17 protein-coding genes and 3 tRNA genes are annotated in these 16,741 nt (G+C 70.6%); 6 read left to right on the plus strand and 14 right to left on the minus strand.

From position 1 onward, the window contains the following. Positions 1-7 precede the first annotated feature (7 nt). The 9 genes from tuf to trpE form a co-directional block, all read right to left on the minus strand. Complete coding sequence (gene tuf / locus OMP39_RS13670; RefSeq protein ID WP_264892270.1) at positions 8-1,198, minus strand: elongation factor Tu; 1,191 nt, start codon at positions 1,196-1,198, stop codon at positions 8-10. Between the two features lie 51 nt (positions 1,199-1,249). After that, positions 1,250-1,324 (minus strand) — tRNA-Thr (locus OMP39_RS13675). A gap of 278 nt (positions 1,325-1,602) precedes the next feature. After that, a tRNA-Gly gene (locus OMP39_RS13680) sits at positions 1,603-1,676 on the minus strand. Positions 1,677-1,759: 83 nt separating this feature from the next. Next, positions 1,760-1,845: transfer RNA gene (locus tag OMP39_RS13685), tRNA-Tyr, on the minus strand. Positions 1,846-1,970: 125 nt separating this feature from the next. Then, positions 1,971-2,735, minus strand: coding sequence for a uracil-DNA glycosylase (locus tag OMP39_RS13690; RefSeq protein ID WP_264892301.1), 765 nt, complete (start codon positions 2,733-2,735; stop codon positions 1,971-1,973). Beyond that, positions 2,732-3,532, minus strand: a complete 801-nt coding sequence (gene trpC / locus OMP39_RS13695; RefSeq protein ID WP_264892302.1) for an indole-3-glycerol phosphate synthase TrpC — start codon at positions 3,530-3,532, stop codon at positions 2,732-2,734. The genes OMP39_RS13690 and trpC overlap by 4 nt, the downstream gene beginning before the upstream one ends. Before the next feature lie 49 nt (positions 3,533-3,581). Then, complete coding sequence (trpD, locus tag OMP39_RS13700; protein ID WP_264892304.1) at positions 3,582-4,622, minus strand: anthranilate phosphoribosyltransferase; 1,041 nt, start codon at positions 4,620-4,622, stop codon at positions 3,582-3,584. Between the two features lie 13 nt (positions 4,623-4,635). After that, positions 4,636-5,205 (minus strand): anthranilate synthase component II, encoded by a 570-nt coding sequence (locus OMP39_RS13705; RefSeq protein WP_264892306.1) that lies wholly within the window; start codon positions 5,203-5,205, stop codon positions 4,636-4,638. A gap of 19 nt (positions 5,206-5,224) precedes the next feature. Further along, positions 5,225-6,709: an anthranilate synthase component I gene (gene trpE, locus OMP39_RS13710; protein ID WP_264892307.1), complete on the minus strand. Its 1,485-nt coding sequence runs from the start codon at positions 6,707-6,709 to the stop codon at positions 5,225-5,227. A 453-nt stretch (positions 6,710-7,162) separates the two neighbouring features. Between trpE and OMP39_RS13715 the strand changes: the two genes are divergently transcribed. Then, complete coding sequence (locus tag OMP39_RS13715; protein ID WP_264892309.1) at positions 7,163-7,780, plus strand: chalcone isomerase family protein; 618 nt, start codon at positions 7,163-7,165, stop codon at positions 7,778-7,780. A gap of 95 nt (positions 7,781-7,875) precedes the next feature. Here OMP39_RS13715 and gph read toward each other — a convergent pair whose 3' ends face one another. Together gph and rpe are read right to left on the minus strand one after the other, a co-directional pair. Beyond that, positions 7,876-8,541: a phosphoglycolate phosphatase gene (gene gph, locus OMP39_RS13720; RefSeq protein ID WP_264892311.1), complete on the minus strand. Its 666-nt coding sequence runs from the start codon at positions 8,539-8,541 to the stop codon at positions 7,876-7,878. After that, positions 8,538-9,221 carry a ribulose-phosphate 3-epimerase gene (rpe, locus tag OMP39_RS13725; protein ID WP_264892312.1) on the minus strand — a complete coding sequence of 228 codons (684 nt, stop codon included), beginning with the start codon at positions 9,219-9,221 and terminating at the stop codon, positions 8,538-8,540. Before rpe ends, gph begins: the two co-directional genes overlap by 4 nt. Before the next feature lie 222 nt (positions 9,222-9,443). Between rpe and apaG the strand changes: the two genes are divergently transcribed. Together apaG and OMP39_RS13735 are read left to right on the plus strand one after the other, a co-directional pair. Beyond that, positions 9,444-9,821 carry a Co2+/Mg2+ efflux protein ApaG gene (apaG, locus tag OMP39_RS13730; protein ID WP_264892314.1) on the plus strand — a complete coding sequence of 126 codons (378 nt, stop codon included), beginning with the start codon at positions 9,444-9,446 and terminating at the stop codon, positions 9,819-9,821. A gap of 13 nt (positions 9,822-9,834) precedes the next feature. Continuing rightward, positions 9,835-12,018 carry a site-specific recombinase gene (locus OMP39_RS13735; protein WP_264892316.1) on the plus strand — a complete coding sequence of 728 codons (2,184 nt, stop codon included), beginning with the start codon at positions 9,835-9,837 and terminating at the stop codon, positions 12,016-12,018. A gap of 51 nt (positions 12,019-12,069) precedes the next feature. Here the strand turns inward: OMP39_RS13735 and OMP39_RS13740 are convergent, their stop codons facing one another. After that, positions 12,070-12,225, minus strand: coding sequence for a hypothetical protein (locus tag OMP39_RS13740; RefSeq protein WP_264892317.1), 156 nt, complete (start codon positions 12,223-12,225; stop codon positions 12,070-12,072). Between OMP39_RS13740 and mltA the strand changes: the two genes are divergently transcribed. Beyond that, positions 12,224-13,411 (plus strand): murein transglycosylase A, encoded by a 1,188-nt coding sequence (gene mltA, locus OMP39_RS13745; protein WP_425340639.1) that lies wholly within the window; start codon positions 12,224-12,226, stop codon positions 13,409-13,411. The two genes, OMP39_RS13740 and mltA, sit on opposite strands and share 2 nt — an antisense overlap. A 45-nt stretch (positions 13,412-13,456) precedes the next feature. Here the strand turns inward: mltA and OMP39_RS13750 are convergent, their stop codons facing one another. After that, positions 13,457-14,194: a hypothetical protein gene (locus tag OMP39_RS13750; protein WP_264892319.1), complete on the minus strand. Its 738-nt coding sequence runs from the start codon at positions 14,192-14,194 to the stop codon at positions 13,457-13,459. Between OMP39_RS13750 and OMP39_RS13755 the strand changes: the two genes are divergently transcribed. Together OMP39_RS13755 and OMP39_RS15385 are read left to right on the plus strand one after the other, a co-directional pair. After that, a complete protein-coding gene (locus tag OMP39_RS13755) occupies positions 14,193-14,501 on the plus strand; it encodes a hypothetical protein (RefSeq protein WP_264892320.1) in 309 nt (102 codons plus the stop codon). The two genes, OMP39_RS13750 and OMP39_RS13755, sit on opposite strands and share 2 nt — an antisense overlap. Before the next feature lie 206 nt (positions 14,502-14,707). Then, positions 14,708-15,520 (plus strand): DUF6515 family protein, encoded by an 813-nt coding sequence (locus OMP39_RS15385; RefSeq protein ID WP_342454864.1) that lies wholly within the window; start codon positions 14,708-14,710, stop codon positions 15,518-15,520. Here the strand turns inward: OMP39_RS15385 and OMP39_RS13765 are convergent. After that, positions 15,505-16,677 carry a GGDEF domain-containing protein gene (locus OMP39_RS13765; protein ID WP_264892323.1) on the minus strand — a complete coding sequence of 391 codons (1,173 nt, stop codon included), beginning with the start codon at positions 16,675-16,677 and terminating at the stop codon, positions 15,505-15,507. The genes OMP39_RS15385 and OMP39_RS13765 overlap by 16 nt on opposite strands. Positions 16,678-16,741: the final 64 nt, after the last annotated feature.

Raw genomic sequence — 16,741 nt, forward strand, 5'->3', positions numbered from 1 at the left:
CTTCGCCTTACTCGATGATCTTGGCCACCACGCCGGCGCCGACGGTACGGCCGCCTTCGCGGATCGCAAAGCGCAGACCCTCTTCCATGGCGATCGGGGCGATCAGCTTGACGGTGATCGTCACGTTGTCGCCAGGCATCACCATCTCCTTGTCCTTGGGCAGCTCGATGGCGCCGGTGACGTCGGTGGTGCGGAAGTAGAACTGCGGACGGTAGTTGTTGAAGAACGGCGTGTGGCGCCCGCCCTCTTCCTTGCTCAGCACGTACACCTCGGCGGTGAAGTGCGTGTGCGGCGTGATCGTGCCGGGCTTGGCCAGCACCTGGCCGCGCTCGACTTCCTCGCGCTTGGTGCCGCGCAGCAGGATACCGACGTTGTCGCCCGCCTGGCCCTGGTCGAGCAGCTTGCGGAACATCTCCACGCCGGTGCAGGTGGTCTTGGTCGTCGGGCGCAGACCCACGATCTCGATTTCGTCACCGACTTTGATGATGCCGCGCTCGACACGCCCGGTCACCACGGTGCCGCGGCCGGAGATCGAGAACACGTCTTCGATGGGCATCAGGAACGGCTGGTCCACCGCGCGCTCGGGCGTGGGAATGTAGGTGTCCAGCGCCTCGGCCAGCTTCATGATGGCCTGCTCGCCCAGCTCGCCCTTGTCGCCTTCGAGCGCCAGCTTCGCCGAGCCCTTGACGATGGGGATGTCGTCGCCGGGGAACTCGTACTTGCTCAGCAGCTCGCGCACTTCCATCTCGACGAGCTCGAGCAGCTCGGCGTCGTCGACCATGTCGCACTTGTTCAGGAACACGATGATGTAGGGCACACCGACCTGGCGCGCCAGCAGGATGTGCTCGCGCGTCTGCGGCATCGGGCCGTCGGCGGCCGACACCACCAGGATCGCGCCGTCCATCTGCGCCGCACCGGTGATCATGTTCTTGACGTAGTCGGCGTGGCCCGGGCAGTCGACGTGCGCGTAGTGACGGTTGGCCGTCTCGTACTCGACGTGCGCGGTGTTGATCGTGATGCCGCGCGCCTTTTCTTCGGGCGCCGCGTCGATCTGGTCGTACGCCTTGGCTTCACCGCCGAACTTCTGCGACAGCACCGTCGTGATCGCCGCCGTCAGCGTCGTCTTGCCGTGGTCCACGTGACCAATCGTGCCCACGTTCACGTGCGGCTTGGTCCGCTCAAACTTTTCCTTTGCCATTTTTCCGATCTCCTGACGGTCGAATGTCGGGTTTGGACGGTGAAGAGGAGGTGGTGCCCATGACGCGGATCGAACGCGTGACCTCTCCCTTACCAAGGGAGTGCTCTACCACTGAGCCACATGGGCAGTCGACACTGGTTTGCCCACCCGAGAACCGCACCGGCAAACCACTGGCGACTTGGCACCCACCACTCGTCACCACACCCCCGTTGCGGCCGAGCCACCCGCGGGAATGCTCGGAATCGCTCGAGGGCGATTCCTCGGCCCTGCACTTCGTTCCGGGCCCGTGCGGCTGCGCCGCACGTCCGAGGCCGCTCGACTGGGCAGCCCCGACCGAACCAGCGAATTCCCACCCGCACCACCGTACCAGTTACCAGAGGGCCCGCTCGGGGCCCTCTGGTAACTGGAGCGGGAGACGGGAATCGAACCCGCGTCATTAGCTTGGAAGGCTAAGGTTCTACCATTGAACTACTCCCGCCCGGGAGCACCTTCAAGCCCAGCGGGGCTATCGGGTGAGGTATCGCTTCAGCCGCAACCAAGCCAAAAACCAACGTTTCGCCTTGGTGGAGGGGGTTGGATTCGAACCAACGTAGGCGTAAGCCAACAGATTTACAGTCTGCCCCCTTTAGCCACTCGGGCACCCCTCCGCGGCGAACCACAGATTCTAGCAGCGGCCTTTTCGATTTGCCAAGCCCCTCATGCGCGCGCTCCGGCGCGGCGCACCCGGGTGTCGATGGAACGCCGCCGACCGGGAAGGCCCGCCTCTACCGGCTTACCAGCGCACGGGACCGTCGGCCGGCCGGTGTTGCGCGAGCCAGGCGTTGGCTTGCGCGAAATGGCCGCAGCCCAGGAACGGCTGCGGGGGCCGGCGCGCCGACAGGGGCGACGGGTGGTTGGCGACGAGCACGAGGTGGCGCGACTCGTCCACGAGCCCGCGCTTTTTCTGTGCAGGCCCACCCCACAGCAGGAACACGCACGGCCCGGCGTGGGCGCTCACATGCGCGATGAGGGCGTCGGTGAGCGGCTCCCAGCCGCGGCCGGCGTGACTGTGGGGGCAACCGTCCTCCACCGTGAGGACGGTGTTGAGCAGCAGCACCCCCTGCCGCGCCCAGGGGGTCAGATCGCCGTCGGCCGCCGCGCCGCCGGCACACCGCGCCTCCTGGAAGATGTGGCGCAGACTGGGGGGCAGCCTTTGCCCGGAGGGGACCGAGAACGCCAAGCCCTGCGCCTGCCCGGGACCGTGGTACGGGTCCTGCCCGAGGATGACGGCCTTGACCTGCGCCAGCGGGGTGAGTTGCAGCGCGCGGAAGACCTCGGCCGGGTAGATCACGGCCCCGGCCGCGCGGCGGGCGTCGACGAACTCGATCAGCGCCTGGCCGGCGGGACTGCGGCGGAAGGGCTCGGTGACGGCCCGCCAGTCGGCCGGCACACGGTCGAAGCAGTTCGCGAGCGGCTCTCGCAGCGCGTTGTCGGGCAGGCTCGGCGGGCGCGGCCCCGCGGCGGCCGGCGCGGCGGCGAAAAGGTCGACTGGCCTCATGGCTCGGCGGCGAAGAAGAGCTGATGCAGCGCCGCGCCCGGGTCGGCGGCGCGCATGAAGGCCTCGCCGACGAGGAAGGCGTGCACGCCTGCCTCGCGCATGCGCCGCACATCGTCGCGCGCAAGGATGCCCGATTCGGTGACCAACAGCCGGTCCGGTGGCACGCGGGGGAGCATCGCGAGCGTCGTGTCGAGCGAGACCTCGAAGGTGCGCAGGTTGCGGTTGTTGATGCCCACCAGCGGGGTGGCGAGGCGCAGCGCCCGCTCGAGCTCGGTCTCGTCGTGCACTTCCACCAGCACGGCCATGCCCAGCGCGTGGGCGACGGCTTCCAAGTCGCGCATGCGGGCGTCGTCGAGGCAGGCGGCGATGAGCAGGATGCAGTCGGCGCCCATCGCGCGCGCCTCGAAGACCTGGTAGTCGTCCACCATGAAGTCCTTGCGCAACACGGGCAACGAGCAGGCCGCGCGCGCCTGGCGCAGGTAGTCGGCGTGGCCCTGGAAGAACGGCTCGTCGGTGAGCACGGACAAGCAGGACGCTCCCTGCGTGGCGTAGCTGTGGGCGATGTCGGCCGGCACGAAGTGCTCGCGCAGCACGCCCTTGCTGGGGCTGGCCTTCTTGACTTCCGCGATGACGGCGGGGCGGCCGGCCGCCAGCGCCGTGCGCAGGCCGCCGATGAAGTCGCGCACGTCGCGCCGGCTCTCGGCCTCGCGCCGCAGCTCGGCCAAGGGCATGCGCTGGCGGGCCGCGCTCACCTCGGCCTGCTTGACCTGGACGATCTTGCGCAGGATGTCGCTCATCGCCCCACCCTCCGCTGGCGGGTGGCACACCCGACGGGCCCGGCGCGTGTCATGCCACCTCCTCCTTGAGCCTTTGCGTGGTGTTGACGAACTGGCTCAGCTTGGCGAGCGCCTTGCCGGATGCGACCGCTTCACGCGCCAGGCGCACCCCTTCGGCGATCGAGGAGACCACGTTGGCACAGTAGAGCGCGCCGGCGGCATTGAGCAGCACGATGTCGCGCACCGGCCCGTCCTCGTTGGCGAGCGCGCGCTGGATGCACTGCACCGACTCCTCCTTGCTCGCCACGCGCAGCACCCGCGCGTCGTACACCGGCAGGCCGAAGTCGGCCGGGTGGATCGTGTACTCGCGCACCTCGCCGTCTTTGAGTTCGCCCACCATGGTCTCGCCCGACAGCGAGATCTCGTCCATGCCGTTCATGCCGTAGACGACCATCACGTGCTCGGCGCCCAGCCGCTGGAGCACGCGCACCTGGATGCCGACGAGATCGGGGTGGAACACGCCCATCAACTGGTTGGGCGCGGCGGCCGGGTTGGTGAGCGGCCCCAGGATGTTGAAGATGGTGCGCACCCCCAGCTCCTTGCGCACGGGCGCGGCGTGCTTCATCGAGCCGTGATGGTTGGGCGCGAACATGAAGCCGATGCCGGTTTCCTCCAGACAGCGCGCGATCTGCTCGGGCGTGAGCAGGATGTGCGCGCCCAGCGCCTCGAGGACGTCGGCGCTGCCGGTGCTGGACGACACCGCGCGCCCGCCGTGCTTGGCCACGCGCGCGCCGGCCGCGGCGGCGACGATCATCGCGGCCGTGGAGATGTTGAAGGTGTGCGCCGCGTCGCCGCCCGTGCCGCACAGGTCGACCAGGTGCGTCTTGTCGGCCACCTGGACCGGCGTGGCGAACTCGCGCATCACCTGCGCGGCCGCGGTGATCTCGCCGATGGTTTCCTTCTTCACGCGCAGGCCGATGGCCAGCGCGGCGATCATCACAGGCGACATCTCTCCGCTCATGATCCGGCGCATCAGCGCCAGCATCTCGTCATGGAAGATCTCGCGGTGCTCGATGACGCGCACCAGCGCGTCGGTGTTGCTGATCGGCATGTGGCCCCTCCGGTCAACGTACGTGGGTGAGGAAGTTCTTGAGCATCGCGTGGCCGTGCTCGCTGAGTATCGATTCGGGATGGAACTGCACCCCCTCGATCGGCAGCGCCTCGTGGCGCACGCCCATGATCTCGCCGTCCTCCGAGGTGGAGGTGATCGCAAGGCACGCGGGCAGCGAGGCGCGCTCGATCGCCAGCGAGTGATAGCGGATCACGCTGAACTCGCGCGGCAAGTCGGTGTAGACGCCGCGCCCGTCGGTGGTGATGGTGCTGGCCTTGCCGTGCATCTGGCGCTGCGCGCGCACGATGCGGCCGCCGAAGGCCGCGCCGATGCTCTGGTGGCCCAGGCACACGCCGAGGATGGGCAGCCGGCCGGCGAAGTGGCGGATCGCCTCGACGCAGATGCCGGCCTCGGCCGGCGAGCAGGGCCCCGGCGAGAGCACCAGATGGTCGGGCCGCAGTTCGGCGATGCCTTCCAGCGTGATCTCGTCGTTGCGGAAGACGCGCACGTCCTCGCCCAGCTCGGCGAAATACTGCACCAGGTTGTAGGTGAAGGAGTCGTAGTTGTCGATCATCAGCAGCATGGTCGTCTCCTTCGCGCCTTCAGAAGCCTTCTTCCACCAGCTCGGCCGCGCGCAGCAGGGCCCGGGCCTTGGCCTCGGTCTCCTTCCATTCGAGCTCGGGCACCGAGTCGGCCACCACCCCGGCGGCGGCCTGCACATAGAGGGTGTGGTCCTTGACGATGCCGGTGCGGATCGCGATCGCCACGTCCATGTCGCCGGCGTAGCTGAGGTAGCCGCAGGCCCCGCCGTAGACGCCGCGCTTGACCGGCTCCAGCTCGTCGATGATCTCCATCGCGCGGATCTTCGGCGCGCCGGTCAAGGTACCGGCCGGGAAGGTGGCGCGCAGCACGTCGAGGTTGGTCATGCCGGGCTTGAGCAGCCCCTCCACGTGGCTGACGATGTGCATCACGTGCGAGTAGCGCTCGATGACGAAGGCCTCGGTGACCTGGACGCTGCCGGTCTGCGCGATGCGGCCGATGTCGTTGCGAGCCAGGTCGATCAGCATCAGGTGCTCGGCGCGCTCCTTCGGATCGGCGAGCAGCTCCTGTTCCAGCGCCTTGTCCTGCTCCGGCGTCGCACCGCGCGGGCGGGTGCCGGCGATGGGGCGGATGATGACCTTCTCGCCCTCGGGCACGTGCTCGTGCCGCACCAGGATCTCCGGCGAGGCGCCCACGATCTGGAAGTCGCCCATGTCGTAGAAGTACATGTAGGGCGACGGGTTCAGCGAGCGCAGCGCCCGGTACAGCGACAGCGGCGAGCCGGTGTAGCGCTTCTTGAGGCGCTGGCCGATCTGCACCTGCATCATGTCGCCGGCCGCGATGTACTCCTTGGCTCGCTCGACGGCGCGCAGGTAGTCGTCCTTGGCGAACTCGCGTTCCACGGCATGCGAGACGCCGCGCTTGACCGCCGGGGCGGTGACGCTGTAGCGCAACTGGTCGGCCAGTTCGGCCAGCCGCCGCTTGGCGCGGAAGTACGCCTCCGGCTCGCGCGGGTCGGCATAGACGATCAGGTACAGCCGCCCCGAGAGGTTGTCGATGACGGCCAGTTCCTCGGTGTGCAGCAGCAGGATGTCCGGCGTGCCGATGCCGTCGGGCTTGACGGTCTGCGCGAGCTTGGGCTCGATGTAGCGCACGGTGTCGTAGCCGAAGTAGCCCGCCAGCCCGCCGCAAAAGCGCGGCAAGCCGGGACGCAGCGCGACCTTGAAGCGCGACTGGTACTCGGCCAGAAAGTCGAGGGGATTGCCCTCGTGCGTCTCGACGACCCGGTCGTCGGTGACCACCTCGGTCTTCCAGCCGGTGGTGCGCAAGAAGGTGCGCGCCGGCAGGCCGATGAAGGAATAGCGGCCGAAGCGCTCGCCGCCGACCACCGACTCCAGCAGGAAGCTGTAGCGGCTGCGGCCGGTGGCGTAGGCGAGTTTCAGGTACAGCGACAGCGGCGTCTCGAGGTCGGCGAACGCCTCGGAAATGAGGGGGATGCGGTTGTAGCCTTGTTGCGACAGGCTCTGGAATTCGAGTTCGGTGATCACGCGGGGGCCCTCCAAGCCCGGCGGCGGCGCGAACGGGGGTCGCGCACGGCGCACTGCGAGTCAAGCAAAGGGGAATCGGGAGGATTCCGGGCGAGCCGGCGAGGCACCGGGGGCACGCCGTGTCAAGACGGCAGGAGCCCGGGCAGGCGGCAAGTCAAACCAGGACGAGCGGGCGACGCCAGGGCCAGGCTCCCCGGTCGTGCGGACCTTTGGTTTGCTTGCGCGAGATGAACATGGAGGCCGAGTGTAGCAGCCGACCGGGCGTGCGCACCACCCCGCGCCGCCCCGGCGTGCGGCGGCGATGATTCCCTACCCGGCGCCGGGGTATGCACGCAACCGGCGCGTTCCGTGCAGAAACTTACGAACGGTCGTGCGTTTCCTGATAGACAAAGGCGGCGAGACGCCCCAGACTGGGCGCACACAATTTGTTACGTCACCTGCCTGGAGTCGCACATGAAACGTCGTCTACTCGCCGCTGGGCTGGCCGCTGCCTCGCTCGCCGTCTTCACCGGGCTCGCGCACTCGCAACCGGTGGATGTGGCGGGCGTGAAGTACGCACCGGAGGTCACCGTCGGGGGCGCCAAGCTTCAACTCAATGGCGCCGGGGTGCGCTACAAGGCGATCTTCAAGGTGTACGCGGCAGGGCTCTACCTCACCGCCAAGGCCAACACGCCCCAGGCCGCGCTGACGGCGCCGGGCCCCAAGCGGCTGCACATCGTGATGCTGCGCGACATCGACGGCAACGAGCTGGGCAAGCTCTTCACCCGCGGCATGGAGCAGAACGCCTCTCGCGAGGACTTCGCCAAGTCCATCCCCGGCACGATCAAGATGGGCGAGATCTTCGCCGCCAAGAAGATGCTCGCGCAGGGCGAGTCGTTCCAGGTCGATTGGCTGCCGGGCCAGGGCACGGTCATCTCGATCAACGGCAAGCAAGCGGCCGAGCCGATCAAGGAGCCGGAGTTCTACAGCTCGCTGATGAAGATCTGGCTGGGCAACAACCCCGCGGACGCGCAGCTCAAGGAGCTGCTGCTGGGCAAGGAGCCGAAGTCCGTGCGCAACGACGGGGCGTGAGGCGGCGTCGGGGCCCGCCCCGCTGTCGCGTCACGCGGCGGCGGGCAGCGTGAGGCCCCCGCCCGGACGCGCCGCCCCACGCGGACTGCGCCAGGCTACAGCGGCAGCGCGTCGAGCCGCTCGATGTATCCGTCGGCCCCCGCGGTGTGCACCGGCTGGCCGTGGTTGTACCCGTAGGTGACGAGCACGACGGGGCAGCCGGCCGCCCGTGCCGCCTGGGCATCGTTGTGCGAGTCGCCGATCATCAGCGTGTGGGCCGGGGCCATGCCCAGCGCCTCGCACGCTTTGAGCAGGGGCAAGGGGTCGGGCTTCTTGCGCTCGAACGCATCGCCGCCCCAGACCTGCTGGAAGTACCCCGCCAGCCCCTTGCGCTCGAGAAGTGGCCGTGCGAAGGCCGTCGGCTTGTTGGTCAGACACCCGAGCGGCCAGCCCCGCGAACGCAGCCGCTCCAGCCCTTCCACGACCCCGAGATAGACGGCGGCGTGTTCGCCGTTGATCGCCAGGTAGTGGCGCTGGTAGGCCTGCCAGGCAGCCTCGAACCACCGCTCGGGCGCTTGCGGGTCGCCGGTGACGTGCAGCAGGGTCTGCCGCAACAGATGCTCGGAGCCCTTGCCCACGGTGCGCTCGACGAAGGCGCGGTCGACCGCGGGCAGGCCGAGCTCCCGCAGCATGCGGCCGAGCGCGACGACGAAGTCGCCGAGCGTGTCGACCAGCGTGCCGTCCAGGTCGATCAGGGCAGCACGCACGTGTGCGAGCTTCATGCGGCGGCAAGACGCGCGCGCATCGCGTCGATCACGGCCTTGTAGTCGGGCTGCCCGAAGATCGCGCTGCCGGCCACGAACGTGTCGGCGCCGGCGTCGGCGACCTGGCGGATGTTGTCGACCTTGATGCCGCCGTCGACCTCGAGGCGGATGTCGCGGCCGCTCGCGTCGATGATCCGGCGCACCCGCTCGATCTTGCGCAGCGCGCTGGGAATGAAGCTTTGCCCGCCGAAGCCGGGATTGACGCTCATGATGAGCACCAGATCGACCTTGTCGATCACCCACTCGAGCACGTCCACCGGCGAGGCGGGGTTGAACACCAGGCCGGCCTGGCAGCCTTCGGCCTTGATGAGTTGCAGCGTGCGGTCCACGTGGGTGGACGCATCCGGATGGAAGCTGATGAGGTCCGCACCCGCGCGGGCGAACGCCTGCGCGAGGGCGTCGACGGGCTGCACCATCAGGTGCACGTCGATCGGTACGCGGTGGCCGTCGGCCGTCACCGCATGCTTGCGCAGGGCCTCGCACACCATGGGCCCGAACGTGAGGTTGGGCACGTAATGGTTGTCCATCACGTCGAAGTGGATCCAGTCGGCGCCGGCGGCGATGACGTGGCGCACCTCCTCGCCGAGGCGGGCGAAGTCGGCCGACAGGATGCTGGGGGCGATGCGGTAGCGGGACATGGGCTGGGGCCGGCGACGCCGGCAGGTGAACTGGCGAGCGCGCATTGTAGGAACTGGCCGCGGGCCGGGCCCGGCGGTGGTATTCCCGCTCGCATACCCCGCCCCCCGCCGGATCGGGCGTGCGGCGTTACCATCGCCCGCGATGAGCGCCCCGCCGGGCCGCGCGGAAGCGGCACGGCCTTCCTGCGAAGGTAGGTTGCGCAGCAAGCGAAGGGAAGTCGAATGACCGCGTACCAGTTCACCTGCACCGTCCATCCGCAGTACCTGCCGGAGCAATCCGACCCTGCACAAGGGATCTACGCGTTCGCCTACACGGTGACGATCCGCAACACCGGCCGGGTCGCGGCACAGCTGATCTCCCGCCACTGGGTGATCACGGACGCCACCGGGCGCGTGGAGGAGGTCAAGGGGCTGGGCGTGGTGGGCCACCAGCCCCTGCTCAAGCCCGGCGAGGGCTTCGAGTACACGAGTTGGACGCGCATTGCCACGCCGCACGGCACGATGAGCGGAAGCTACTTCTGCGTGGCCGAGGACGGCGAGCGCTTCGAGGCGCCGATCCCCGCCTTTGCGCTTTCTGCCGACCGCAGCGGGCTGCATTGAGGATGCGCACGCGATGAAGGGGAAGCTGCTGGCCTTGCTCAGGCAGTCGACCTGGGATCTGAACTCCTTGCTCGCCGCGCTGGAGCCCGGCGCGGCAGCGGCCGAGCGCAACCTGTGGTGGGTGCGGCTGGCCGAATGGCTGCGCCACGCCCCGGTCCACGCGGAGCCCGGCACGCGGGGGGACACGCCGCTGCCGGTGCTGCGGTTGCGGCTGCTACTCCAGCGCCTGGAACGAGAGCCGGACGCGCGATCGCGCGTGGCCCGGACGCTCGCGTCCACGCTGCGCGAGATGGACGCCACCTTGCTGCTGGCCGACTTCGGCTTCGCGCCCCGGATGGCCTTCTTCTCGGAGGTGGGCGAGCGCCTGCAACGCCGGCTGCTGCCCGGCACGCCCGAAACGCGGGACTTGTCCGAGCTGTTCCAGCTGGTGTTCTCGCACCCCGAAGATGCCGACTGGCTCGCGTCCATCGACGACGAGACGCTGGCTCGGGTGGGGGCCCTGGTGGCCGAGGCTTTGGCTCCCCCCGAGCAGGCCGAGGAGGCGCCGGCCGCCGGCCCGGGCGGCGCCGCCACACGCTGGCGTGGCGCGCTGCTCGACGCCCTGATGTTCTGCATCAGCCAGGTGGAGGCGACGGCGTTCTCGGCCGAGGTCCGCACCCGCATGTCGCCGCAGGCCCAGCCGCTCGTCCCGTTCCGGCAGCTCATGCGCAGCTTCGAGGCGCTGCGCGGTCTGATCGAGGACGAGGACGGCGGGGCCCTCGGCCTGCGCGACCCCGGCACGGAGGCGGGCCCCGCCGCGCAGGCCGCGCGCACCGCGGACCTCGAGCGCGCGATGAGCTACATGCGCGCCGTGCTCGACGCCTGCCGACGCGATGCGGCCACGGTGCGAGATCACCTGGAGGAGCACGGCATCTCGGTGGACATCGTGTTCGCCACGCAGCAGCTCCAGGCGCGGCTGGATCGGATCGAACGCCTGCTGGAGTGCCTGCTGAGCGCCCCCGGCACGCCGGGCGCGGCCTGCGGGCGGCAGACCGGCCCCAGCGAAGCGGCCCGCGCGGTGCAGCGGTTGTTCGTCGAATTCGCGCAGACGGCCCAACACCGACGCAGCGTGCGCGCCTTGCTGGCCCGCAACTACTCGCTGCTGGCGCGCAAGGTGGTGGAACGCAGCGCCGAGGCGGGCGAGCACTACATCACCCGCACTCGCAGCGAGTACCTGCAGATGGTGGGACGGGCCGCCGGTGGCGGTGCGATCACCGCGATCACGGTGTTCGTGAAGTTCCTGCTGACGGGCTGGGGGCTGTCGCCCTTCTTCGCGGGGCTGGCCGCGGGCCTCAACTACGCGGTGAGCTTCGTTGCGATCCAACTCGCGCACTTCACGCTGGCGACCAAGCAGCCGGCGATGACGGCTCCGGCGATGGCGGCCCGGCTGGCCGACGTCGGCACGGACGAGGCTGTCGAGCGGTTCGTCGACGAGCTGGCCCATCTGACGCGCACGCAGGTGGCCGGCATCCTGGGCAACGTGATGGTGGTGCTGCCCTGCGTGTGGGCGCTGCAGGGGCTCGCGCAGTGGGCACTGGGCGCGCCGTTGGTCGGCGAGGCCAAGGCGCGGTGGGCGGTGGAGTCGCTCAGCGTGCTGGGCTGGACCCCGGTTTTCGCCGCGGGCACGGGGGTGCTGCTCTTCGCCTCCAGCCTCGTCGCCGGATGGGCGGAAAACTGGTTCGTCTTGCATCGGCTGGGCAGCGCGTTGCGCTGGAACCCGCGCATCCTGTCGCGGCTGGGCGCGGCCCGCGCCCAGCGTTGGGCGGCTTTTCTCGAATCGAACATCTCGGGCTTCGCCGGCAACGTCTCGCTCGGACTGATGCTGGGCCTGGTGCCGGCGGTCGCGGTCTTCTTCGGTATCCATTTCGACGTGCGGCATGTCACGCTGGCCAGCGGACAACTCGGGGCAGCCCTGGGGGCGCTTGGTGGGCAACTCGTGTACGAGCCTGCCTTCTGGCTCGCGGTGGCGGGCATCGCCGTCACGGGCGCGCTCAACGTGACGGTGAGCTTCCTGCTGGCCTTCCGGCTGGCGCTGCGCTCGCGCAACCTGCGTCTGCGCGACCGCGCCCGCATCTACGCCGCCGTGCGCCGGCGGCTGGTGCAGCGGCCGGGGAGCTTCCTGTGGCCGCCGCGCGCGGCGAAAGCGCAGCCGGCGTGATGGCGCGCGACGAAGCCTCGCGCGAAGACCGCGAGGCCGCTGCACCGGGCCTCAGTGCGGACCGCGCTCGTCGTGCCCCGAGGGGTGCTCCTCGCCGGGGCCCGAGGGGTGCGGCTCGTCGCGGCGGCGACCGGAGAACATGGTCCACCACACGATGAACACAAGGATGAGCAGCGCCGCGAGCGCTTCCAACAGCAAGAGCCACATGGGATCGAACAGACAGACGAGGGCAAGCGCCGCCGCGCGCTGGGCGGTTGCGGCGATTCTAGGCACGCTGGCCGCGTGCGGCACGGTGCCGCCGGAAAGCCCCCCGCCCCCTGCGGCCGCCCCGCCTGCCGCCGCGGCCGCGCCAGGCGCCGTGATCGAGCAGCCGCGCTCGCGCTGGGTGCCCGTCGGCTGGGATGCGCTGCCCGGCTGGGGGGCCGACCAGCTCGTGATGGCCTGGCCGGCCCTGTTGCGCAGTTGCCAACGGCCGGGGCCCGCCTGGGTCGCGCTGTGCGCCGAGGCGCGGGGGCTGAAGGACCCGACCGAGACCGCGGTGCGCGCCTGGCTGCAACAGCGATTGCAGCCGTACCGCGTGGAGGCGAAGGACGCCCCGGCCGGCACCCCGGCGGACGTGGGCCTGGTCACCGGCTACTTCGAGCCGCTCGTGGAAGCGAGCCGGCTGCCGCGGGGCGCTTTCCGCGTGCCGCTGCACGCACCGCCGGCCGACCTGCAACAGCGGCGCCCCTACTGGACGCGCGCGCAGCTGGAAATGCTGCCCGCGGCCAAGGAAGCGCTCAAGGGTCGCGAGATCGCGTACGTGGCCGATCCGCTCGATGCCCTGCTGCTGCAGGTGCAGGGGTCGGGCCGACTGTGGGTGACCGAGCCGGACGGCTCGCGCCGGCTGGTGCGCGTGGCCTTCGCGGGCCACAACGACCATCCCTACCGCTCGGTGGGCCGCTGGCTGGTGGACCAGGGCGCCTTCACGCTCGATCAGGCCTCTTGGCCGGCCATCAAGGCGTGGGCGCGCGCCAACCCGCAGCGCGTACAGGAGATGCTGCACGCCAACCCGCGGGTCGTCTTCTTCCGCGAGGAGCCGCTTTCGGACCCGACGGTCGGGCCCGTGGGCGCCCAAGGGGTGGCGCTGACCCCGGGACGCTCGATCGCGGTGGACAAGGAGTCGGTGCCCTACGGCACGCCGGTGTGGATCGACACCACCGAGCCGCAGCCCTGGGGCAGCCCGCAGCCGCCGCGGCCGCTGCAGCGCCTGGTGCTGGCGCAGGACACCGGCGCCGCCATCGTCGGTGCCGTGCGCGCCGACTACTTCTGGGGCTGGGCCGAAGGGGCCGAGGACCGGGCTGGACGCATGAAGCAGCCGCTGCGCATGTGGGTGTTATGGCCGCGGCGCTGACCGCGACCCCCGCCGCCTCGCCGAGTACCGCCGCGAGGCCTTCCGCTAAGGCAGCGTCACGCGGATCTGCACGATACGGCGCCCCTCCCGGCTCGCCTCGCGGCTGGACCACACGCGCTGGTCGCGCTGCTGGGAGTGCTCGGCCGTGCTGGCCACGGTCACCCACTCACCGAGCGGCACCTGCAGCGTCGTCGAGGCGCTCGCGCCTTCGCGCAGCACGCCCTCGGCCGGGTTGCCCTGAGCTTGCAGGCGGCTCGACTGCGCACTGATCTCGACCGTCGCAGTGGACGAACCGGCCGTCCAGCGCGGCTGCACCACGATCCCGCGCCCGGCCTCGAGCCACAGCGTCGAGGGCAGCAGCGTGGCCCCCTCACGCTCATTCCACACCACCTGATACCACTGCAGGGCCTGGGTGTGCCCCAGGCGCACCGCCGCGCGGCCGCCGTTGAGCACCAGCACTTGTTGCACTCCGTCACCACGCCGGGTGGAGTCAACCTGCGCGTTGTGCACCGAAACGCCGCCCGAGACGTTGGAGGAACTGGGCCCGCTGGAGATGACCACGGCGCCGGAGGCGCCCTGGCGCCGCTGGGAACCTTCTTCCTCCTCGCCTTGTCGGACTTCGACGAGCAGGTTGCGCAGCGGCAAGCCGACGTGGGCAGCCGTTTGCGCAGTGGCGGGCAGCACCCCGCCGAGGGCCAGCGCGAACGGGAGCTGAAACAGGAGCCGAAGACCCGCGCGACGACCGACGGCGGCGCGGCGATACCCATAGATGACGGTGTGCATGAGCGTGACCTACCGATCCCCTGGCGCCATCTTGACACGCGCCGGCGCTCTCGCGTGCGCTGCATGTGCCGCATGGCTGCTGGCCGGCTGCGCCAGCGTGGATGAAGGGCCGCCGGGCCCGGCGCCGATGTTCTTTTACCCCGAGCGGGCGCAGACCCCGGCGCAGCAGGATCGCGACCGTTACGAGTGCTACCGATGGTCGTTGCGGCAAGCCGCCCAGGGCTCGGCCGCGCGCCCGCTGCCCGCCCAGCGTGTGCGCGATGCGATGGGCGCGTGCATGGCCGCTCGCGGTTACCGGGTGGGCTGAGACCAGGAGTTCCTTTCACATGCCCTCGAATCCGACCTCCGCCCCCGGGCGGGCGCACCGTGCCGGGCGCGTGCTCCAGCGCGCCGCAGTCGGCATGGCCTGCAGCCTGCTCGCCGTGGCGGCCGCCGCCCAGGCCCTCTCGCGCGACGACCTTCCGAACCGCGGTCGCGGCAGCCTCTCGGCCCCCTCGCGCCACCCGCAGGCGAATGACCCGCGGCAAGACCCTCGCGACGACGACGGCCCCCGGCGGGCGTCGCCGCCGGGGCCTCGTCCGATCGGGTCGGGCCCGAACGCGGACGTGCCGGACGTGCGCCGCCCGCCGACCGCCCCCCTGCGCCCCCCGGCGGCCGCACCGGCTCCCCCCGCCGGCCCCCCGGCCCGCCCCCGCCCCGGCGCCGGGCGGCTCGTGGCGGGAGCCCGGCGAAAGCCGCACCCCGCGCTGGGGGCAGCCGCGCTCGGAGCCCTGGCGCGGCGACCCGTGGTACCCGGACCGGTACGGGTCGCACCGCCGGCCCTACTACGGCCGGCCGGTGCCGGTGCTGCCGCCTCACAGCCACACCGTGGTGCACGCAGGCCGGACGTACTGGTATGCCGATGGTTACTGGTACGCGCCGGGCTGGGGCGGCTACGTGCTGGTGCAGCCGCCGCCGGGCCTGTACGTCTCGACGCTGATGGGGCCTTACACGGTGGTGCGGGTCGGCCCGCACGTGTACTACCAGGCTTATGGGGTCTATTACGTGCCGCTGGCGACCGGGGGCTACCAGGTCGTCGCGCCGCCGCAATCCGAGTCCCCTCTGCCGCCCTACGAGCCGCCGCTCGCCTACCCCAAGAGCGGCCAGAGCGCGCAGCAGCAGTCCGACGACGAGTACGAGTGCCACCGCTGGGCGGTGCAGGAGACCGACTACGACCCGACGCTGGCGGCGGTGGGGCAGGAGAACGAAGACACGGTGGCGGCCCGTGAGCGATACACGCGCGCGCTCACGGCCTGCCTCGAAGGCCGGGGCTACGCCGTGCGCTGATGACCGGCGGCGGGCGCACCGCCGGGGGCGCAGGCGATGCGGTCGCGCCCCGCCTGCTTGGCGGCATACAGCGCCCGATCGGCCCGTTCGATCGTGTGGTGGATGTCCTCGCCGGGCAGGTATTCCGCCACCCCCGCTGAGAAGCTGAACTTGAGGTGCGGATGCGCCTGCCACCGCGCATGGCGTGCGAGCGCGGCGCGCAGCCGCTCGAGCGCGCACCGCGCGTCTTCCGCCTTCACCGAAGGCAGGAGCACCAGGAACTCCTCGCCCCCCCAGCGGGCCACGACGTCGCTGTCGCGCAAGGTGCACCGCGCCTCCTGCGCGAACAGGCGCAGCGCCTCGTCGCCAGCGGCATGGCCGTACTCGTCGTTGAGCCGCTTGAAGTGGTCCAGATCCACCAGCCCCACGCTGAAGCCATGCGCCGTGCGCTGGCACCGGCGCCACTCGGCCTCCAGCATCACCTGCATCTGACGCCGGTTGTACAGGCCCGTCAGTTCGTCGTGCGTGGCCAGCTCCTGGATGCGTGCGAGCGCCTCGCTGAGCTCGGCCTTCTGGCTGCGCAGCCGGTCCCGCAAGTCGGTGAACTGCCCGCCGAGCACCGCGATGGTCGGAAGCATGGTGAGGGTGAAGAGGAAGTGGACGATCTCTTCCTTCGGCGAGAACACGTGCGGATGCAGCCGCGACATGGTGTACATCGCCGCGCCCAGGCAGACGAGGCCGAGCGAACTGACCAACGCGAACTGCCGGCGCGTGAGGTTGAAGGCGCCGAACATCAGGATCACCGCGACCAGCGTGAGCAAGGCCCCGCGGCCGGGCCCGCCGCTGGCATAAGTGAGCGCGGCCGCAGGCATGCCGAACAGCATCTGCGGCAAGGTGAGCGCCGGGTCGGCGAAGCGCTCGCTCCAGCCGGTGCGTGTGGCCAGGTAGAAGATGCTCGAGGCCGCGAGGACGACGCCGATCAGGATGCTGCCGAGCCACGGGTCGGCCAGCCCCCGGGAGATGCGGTACATCTGGATGACCGACAGCGCGGCGTAGATCGCGAAGGCGATGAGGGTGCGCTGCACCCGGATGCGGCGCTTGCGCTCGCGCCCGAGCAGCAGGTCGAGAAGGCGGGCCCGAAGGGGTGCGTGCGGCAGGCCCTGCTGCGGCGCGCTCACGCGGCGCCCGAGGCGGACCGACAGGACCGGACGAAGCGCGAGCGCCCCTCACCGCGGGCTGCTG

Source organism: Schlegelella aquatica (assembly GCF_026013905.1).
In the GTDB taxonomy this organism is placed as follows: Bacteria; Pseudomonadota; Gammaproteobacteria; order Burkholderiales; family Burkholderiaceae_C; genus Caldimonas; species Caldimonas aquatica.

Bases quoted from the DNA above. Each gene is read 5' to 3' on its own strand.
- apaG (WP_264892314.1), top strand. From the start codon at position 9,444: ATGACCGCGTACCAGTTCACCTGCACCGTCCATCCGCAGTACCTGCCG.
- OMP39_RS13715 (WP_264892309.1), top strand. From the start codon at position 7,163: ATGAAACGTCGTCTACTCGCCGCTGGGCTGGCCGCTGCCTCGCTCGCC.
- OMP39_RS13690 (WP_264892301.1), bottom strand. From the start codon at position 2,735: ATGAGGCCAGTCGACCTTTTCGCCGCCGCGCCGGCCGCCGCGGGGCCG.
- OMP39_RS13740 (WP_264892317.1), bottom strand. From the start codon at position 12,225: ATGTGGCTCTTGCTGTTGGAAGCGCTCGCGGCGCTGCTCATCCTTGTG.
- rpe (WP_264892312.1), bottom strand. From the start codon at position 9,221: ATGTCCCGCTACCGCATCGCCCCCAGCATCCTGTCGGCCGACTTCGCC.
- OMP39_RS13750 (WP_264892319.1), bottom strand. From the start codon at position 14,194: ATGCACACCGTCATCTATGGGTATCGCCGCGCCGCCGTCGGTCGTCGC.
- OMP39_RS13735 (WP_264892316.1), top strand. From the start codon at position 9,835: ATGAAGGGGAAGCTGCTGGCCTTGCTCAGGCAGTCGACCTGGGATCTG.
- trpC (WP_264892302.1), bottom strand. From the start codon at position 3,532: ATGAGCGACATCCTGCGCAAGATCGTCCAGGTCAAGCAGGCCGAGGTG.
- OMP39_RS13755 (WP_264892320.1), top strand. From the start codon at position 14,193: ATGAGCGTGACCTACCGATCCCCTGGCGCCATCTTGACACGCGCCGGC.
- gph (WP_264892311.1), bottom strand. From the start codon at position 8,541: ATGAAGCTCGCACACGTGCGTGCTGCCCTGATCGACCTGGACGGCACG.
- trpD (WP_264892304.1), bottom strand. From the start codon at position 4,622: ATGCCGATCAGCAACACCGACGCGCTGGTGCGCGTCATCGAGCACCGC.
- mltA (WP_425340639.1), top strand. From the start codon at position 12,224: ATGGGATCGAACAGACAGACGAGGGCAAGCGCCGCCGCGCGCTGGGCG.
- OMP39_RS15385 (WP_342454864.1), top strand. From the start codon at position 14,708: ATGACCCGCGGCAAGACCCTCGCGACGACGACGGCCCCCGGCGGGCGT.
- OMP39_RS13705 (WP_264892306.1), bottom strand. From the start codon at position 5,205: ATGCTGCTGATGATCGACAACTACGACTCCTTCACCTACAACCTGGTG.
- tuf (WP_264892270.1), bottom strand. From the start codon at position 1,198: ATGGCAAAGGAAAAGTTTGAGCGGACCAAGCCGCACGTGAACGTGGGC.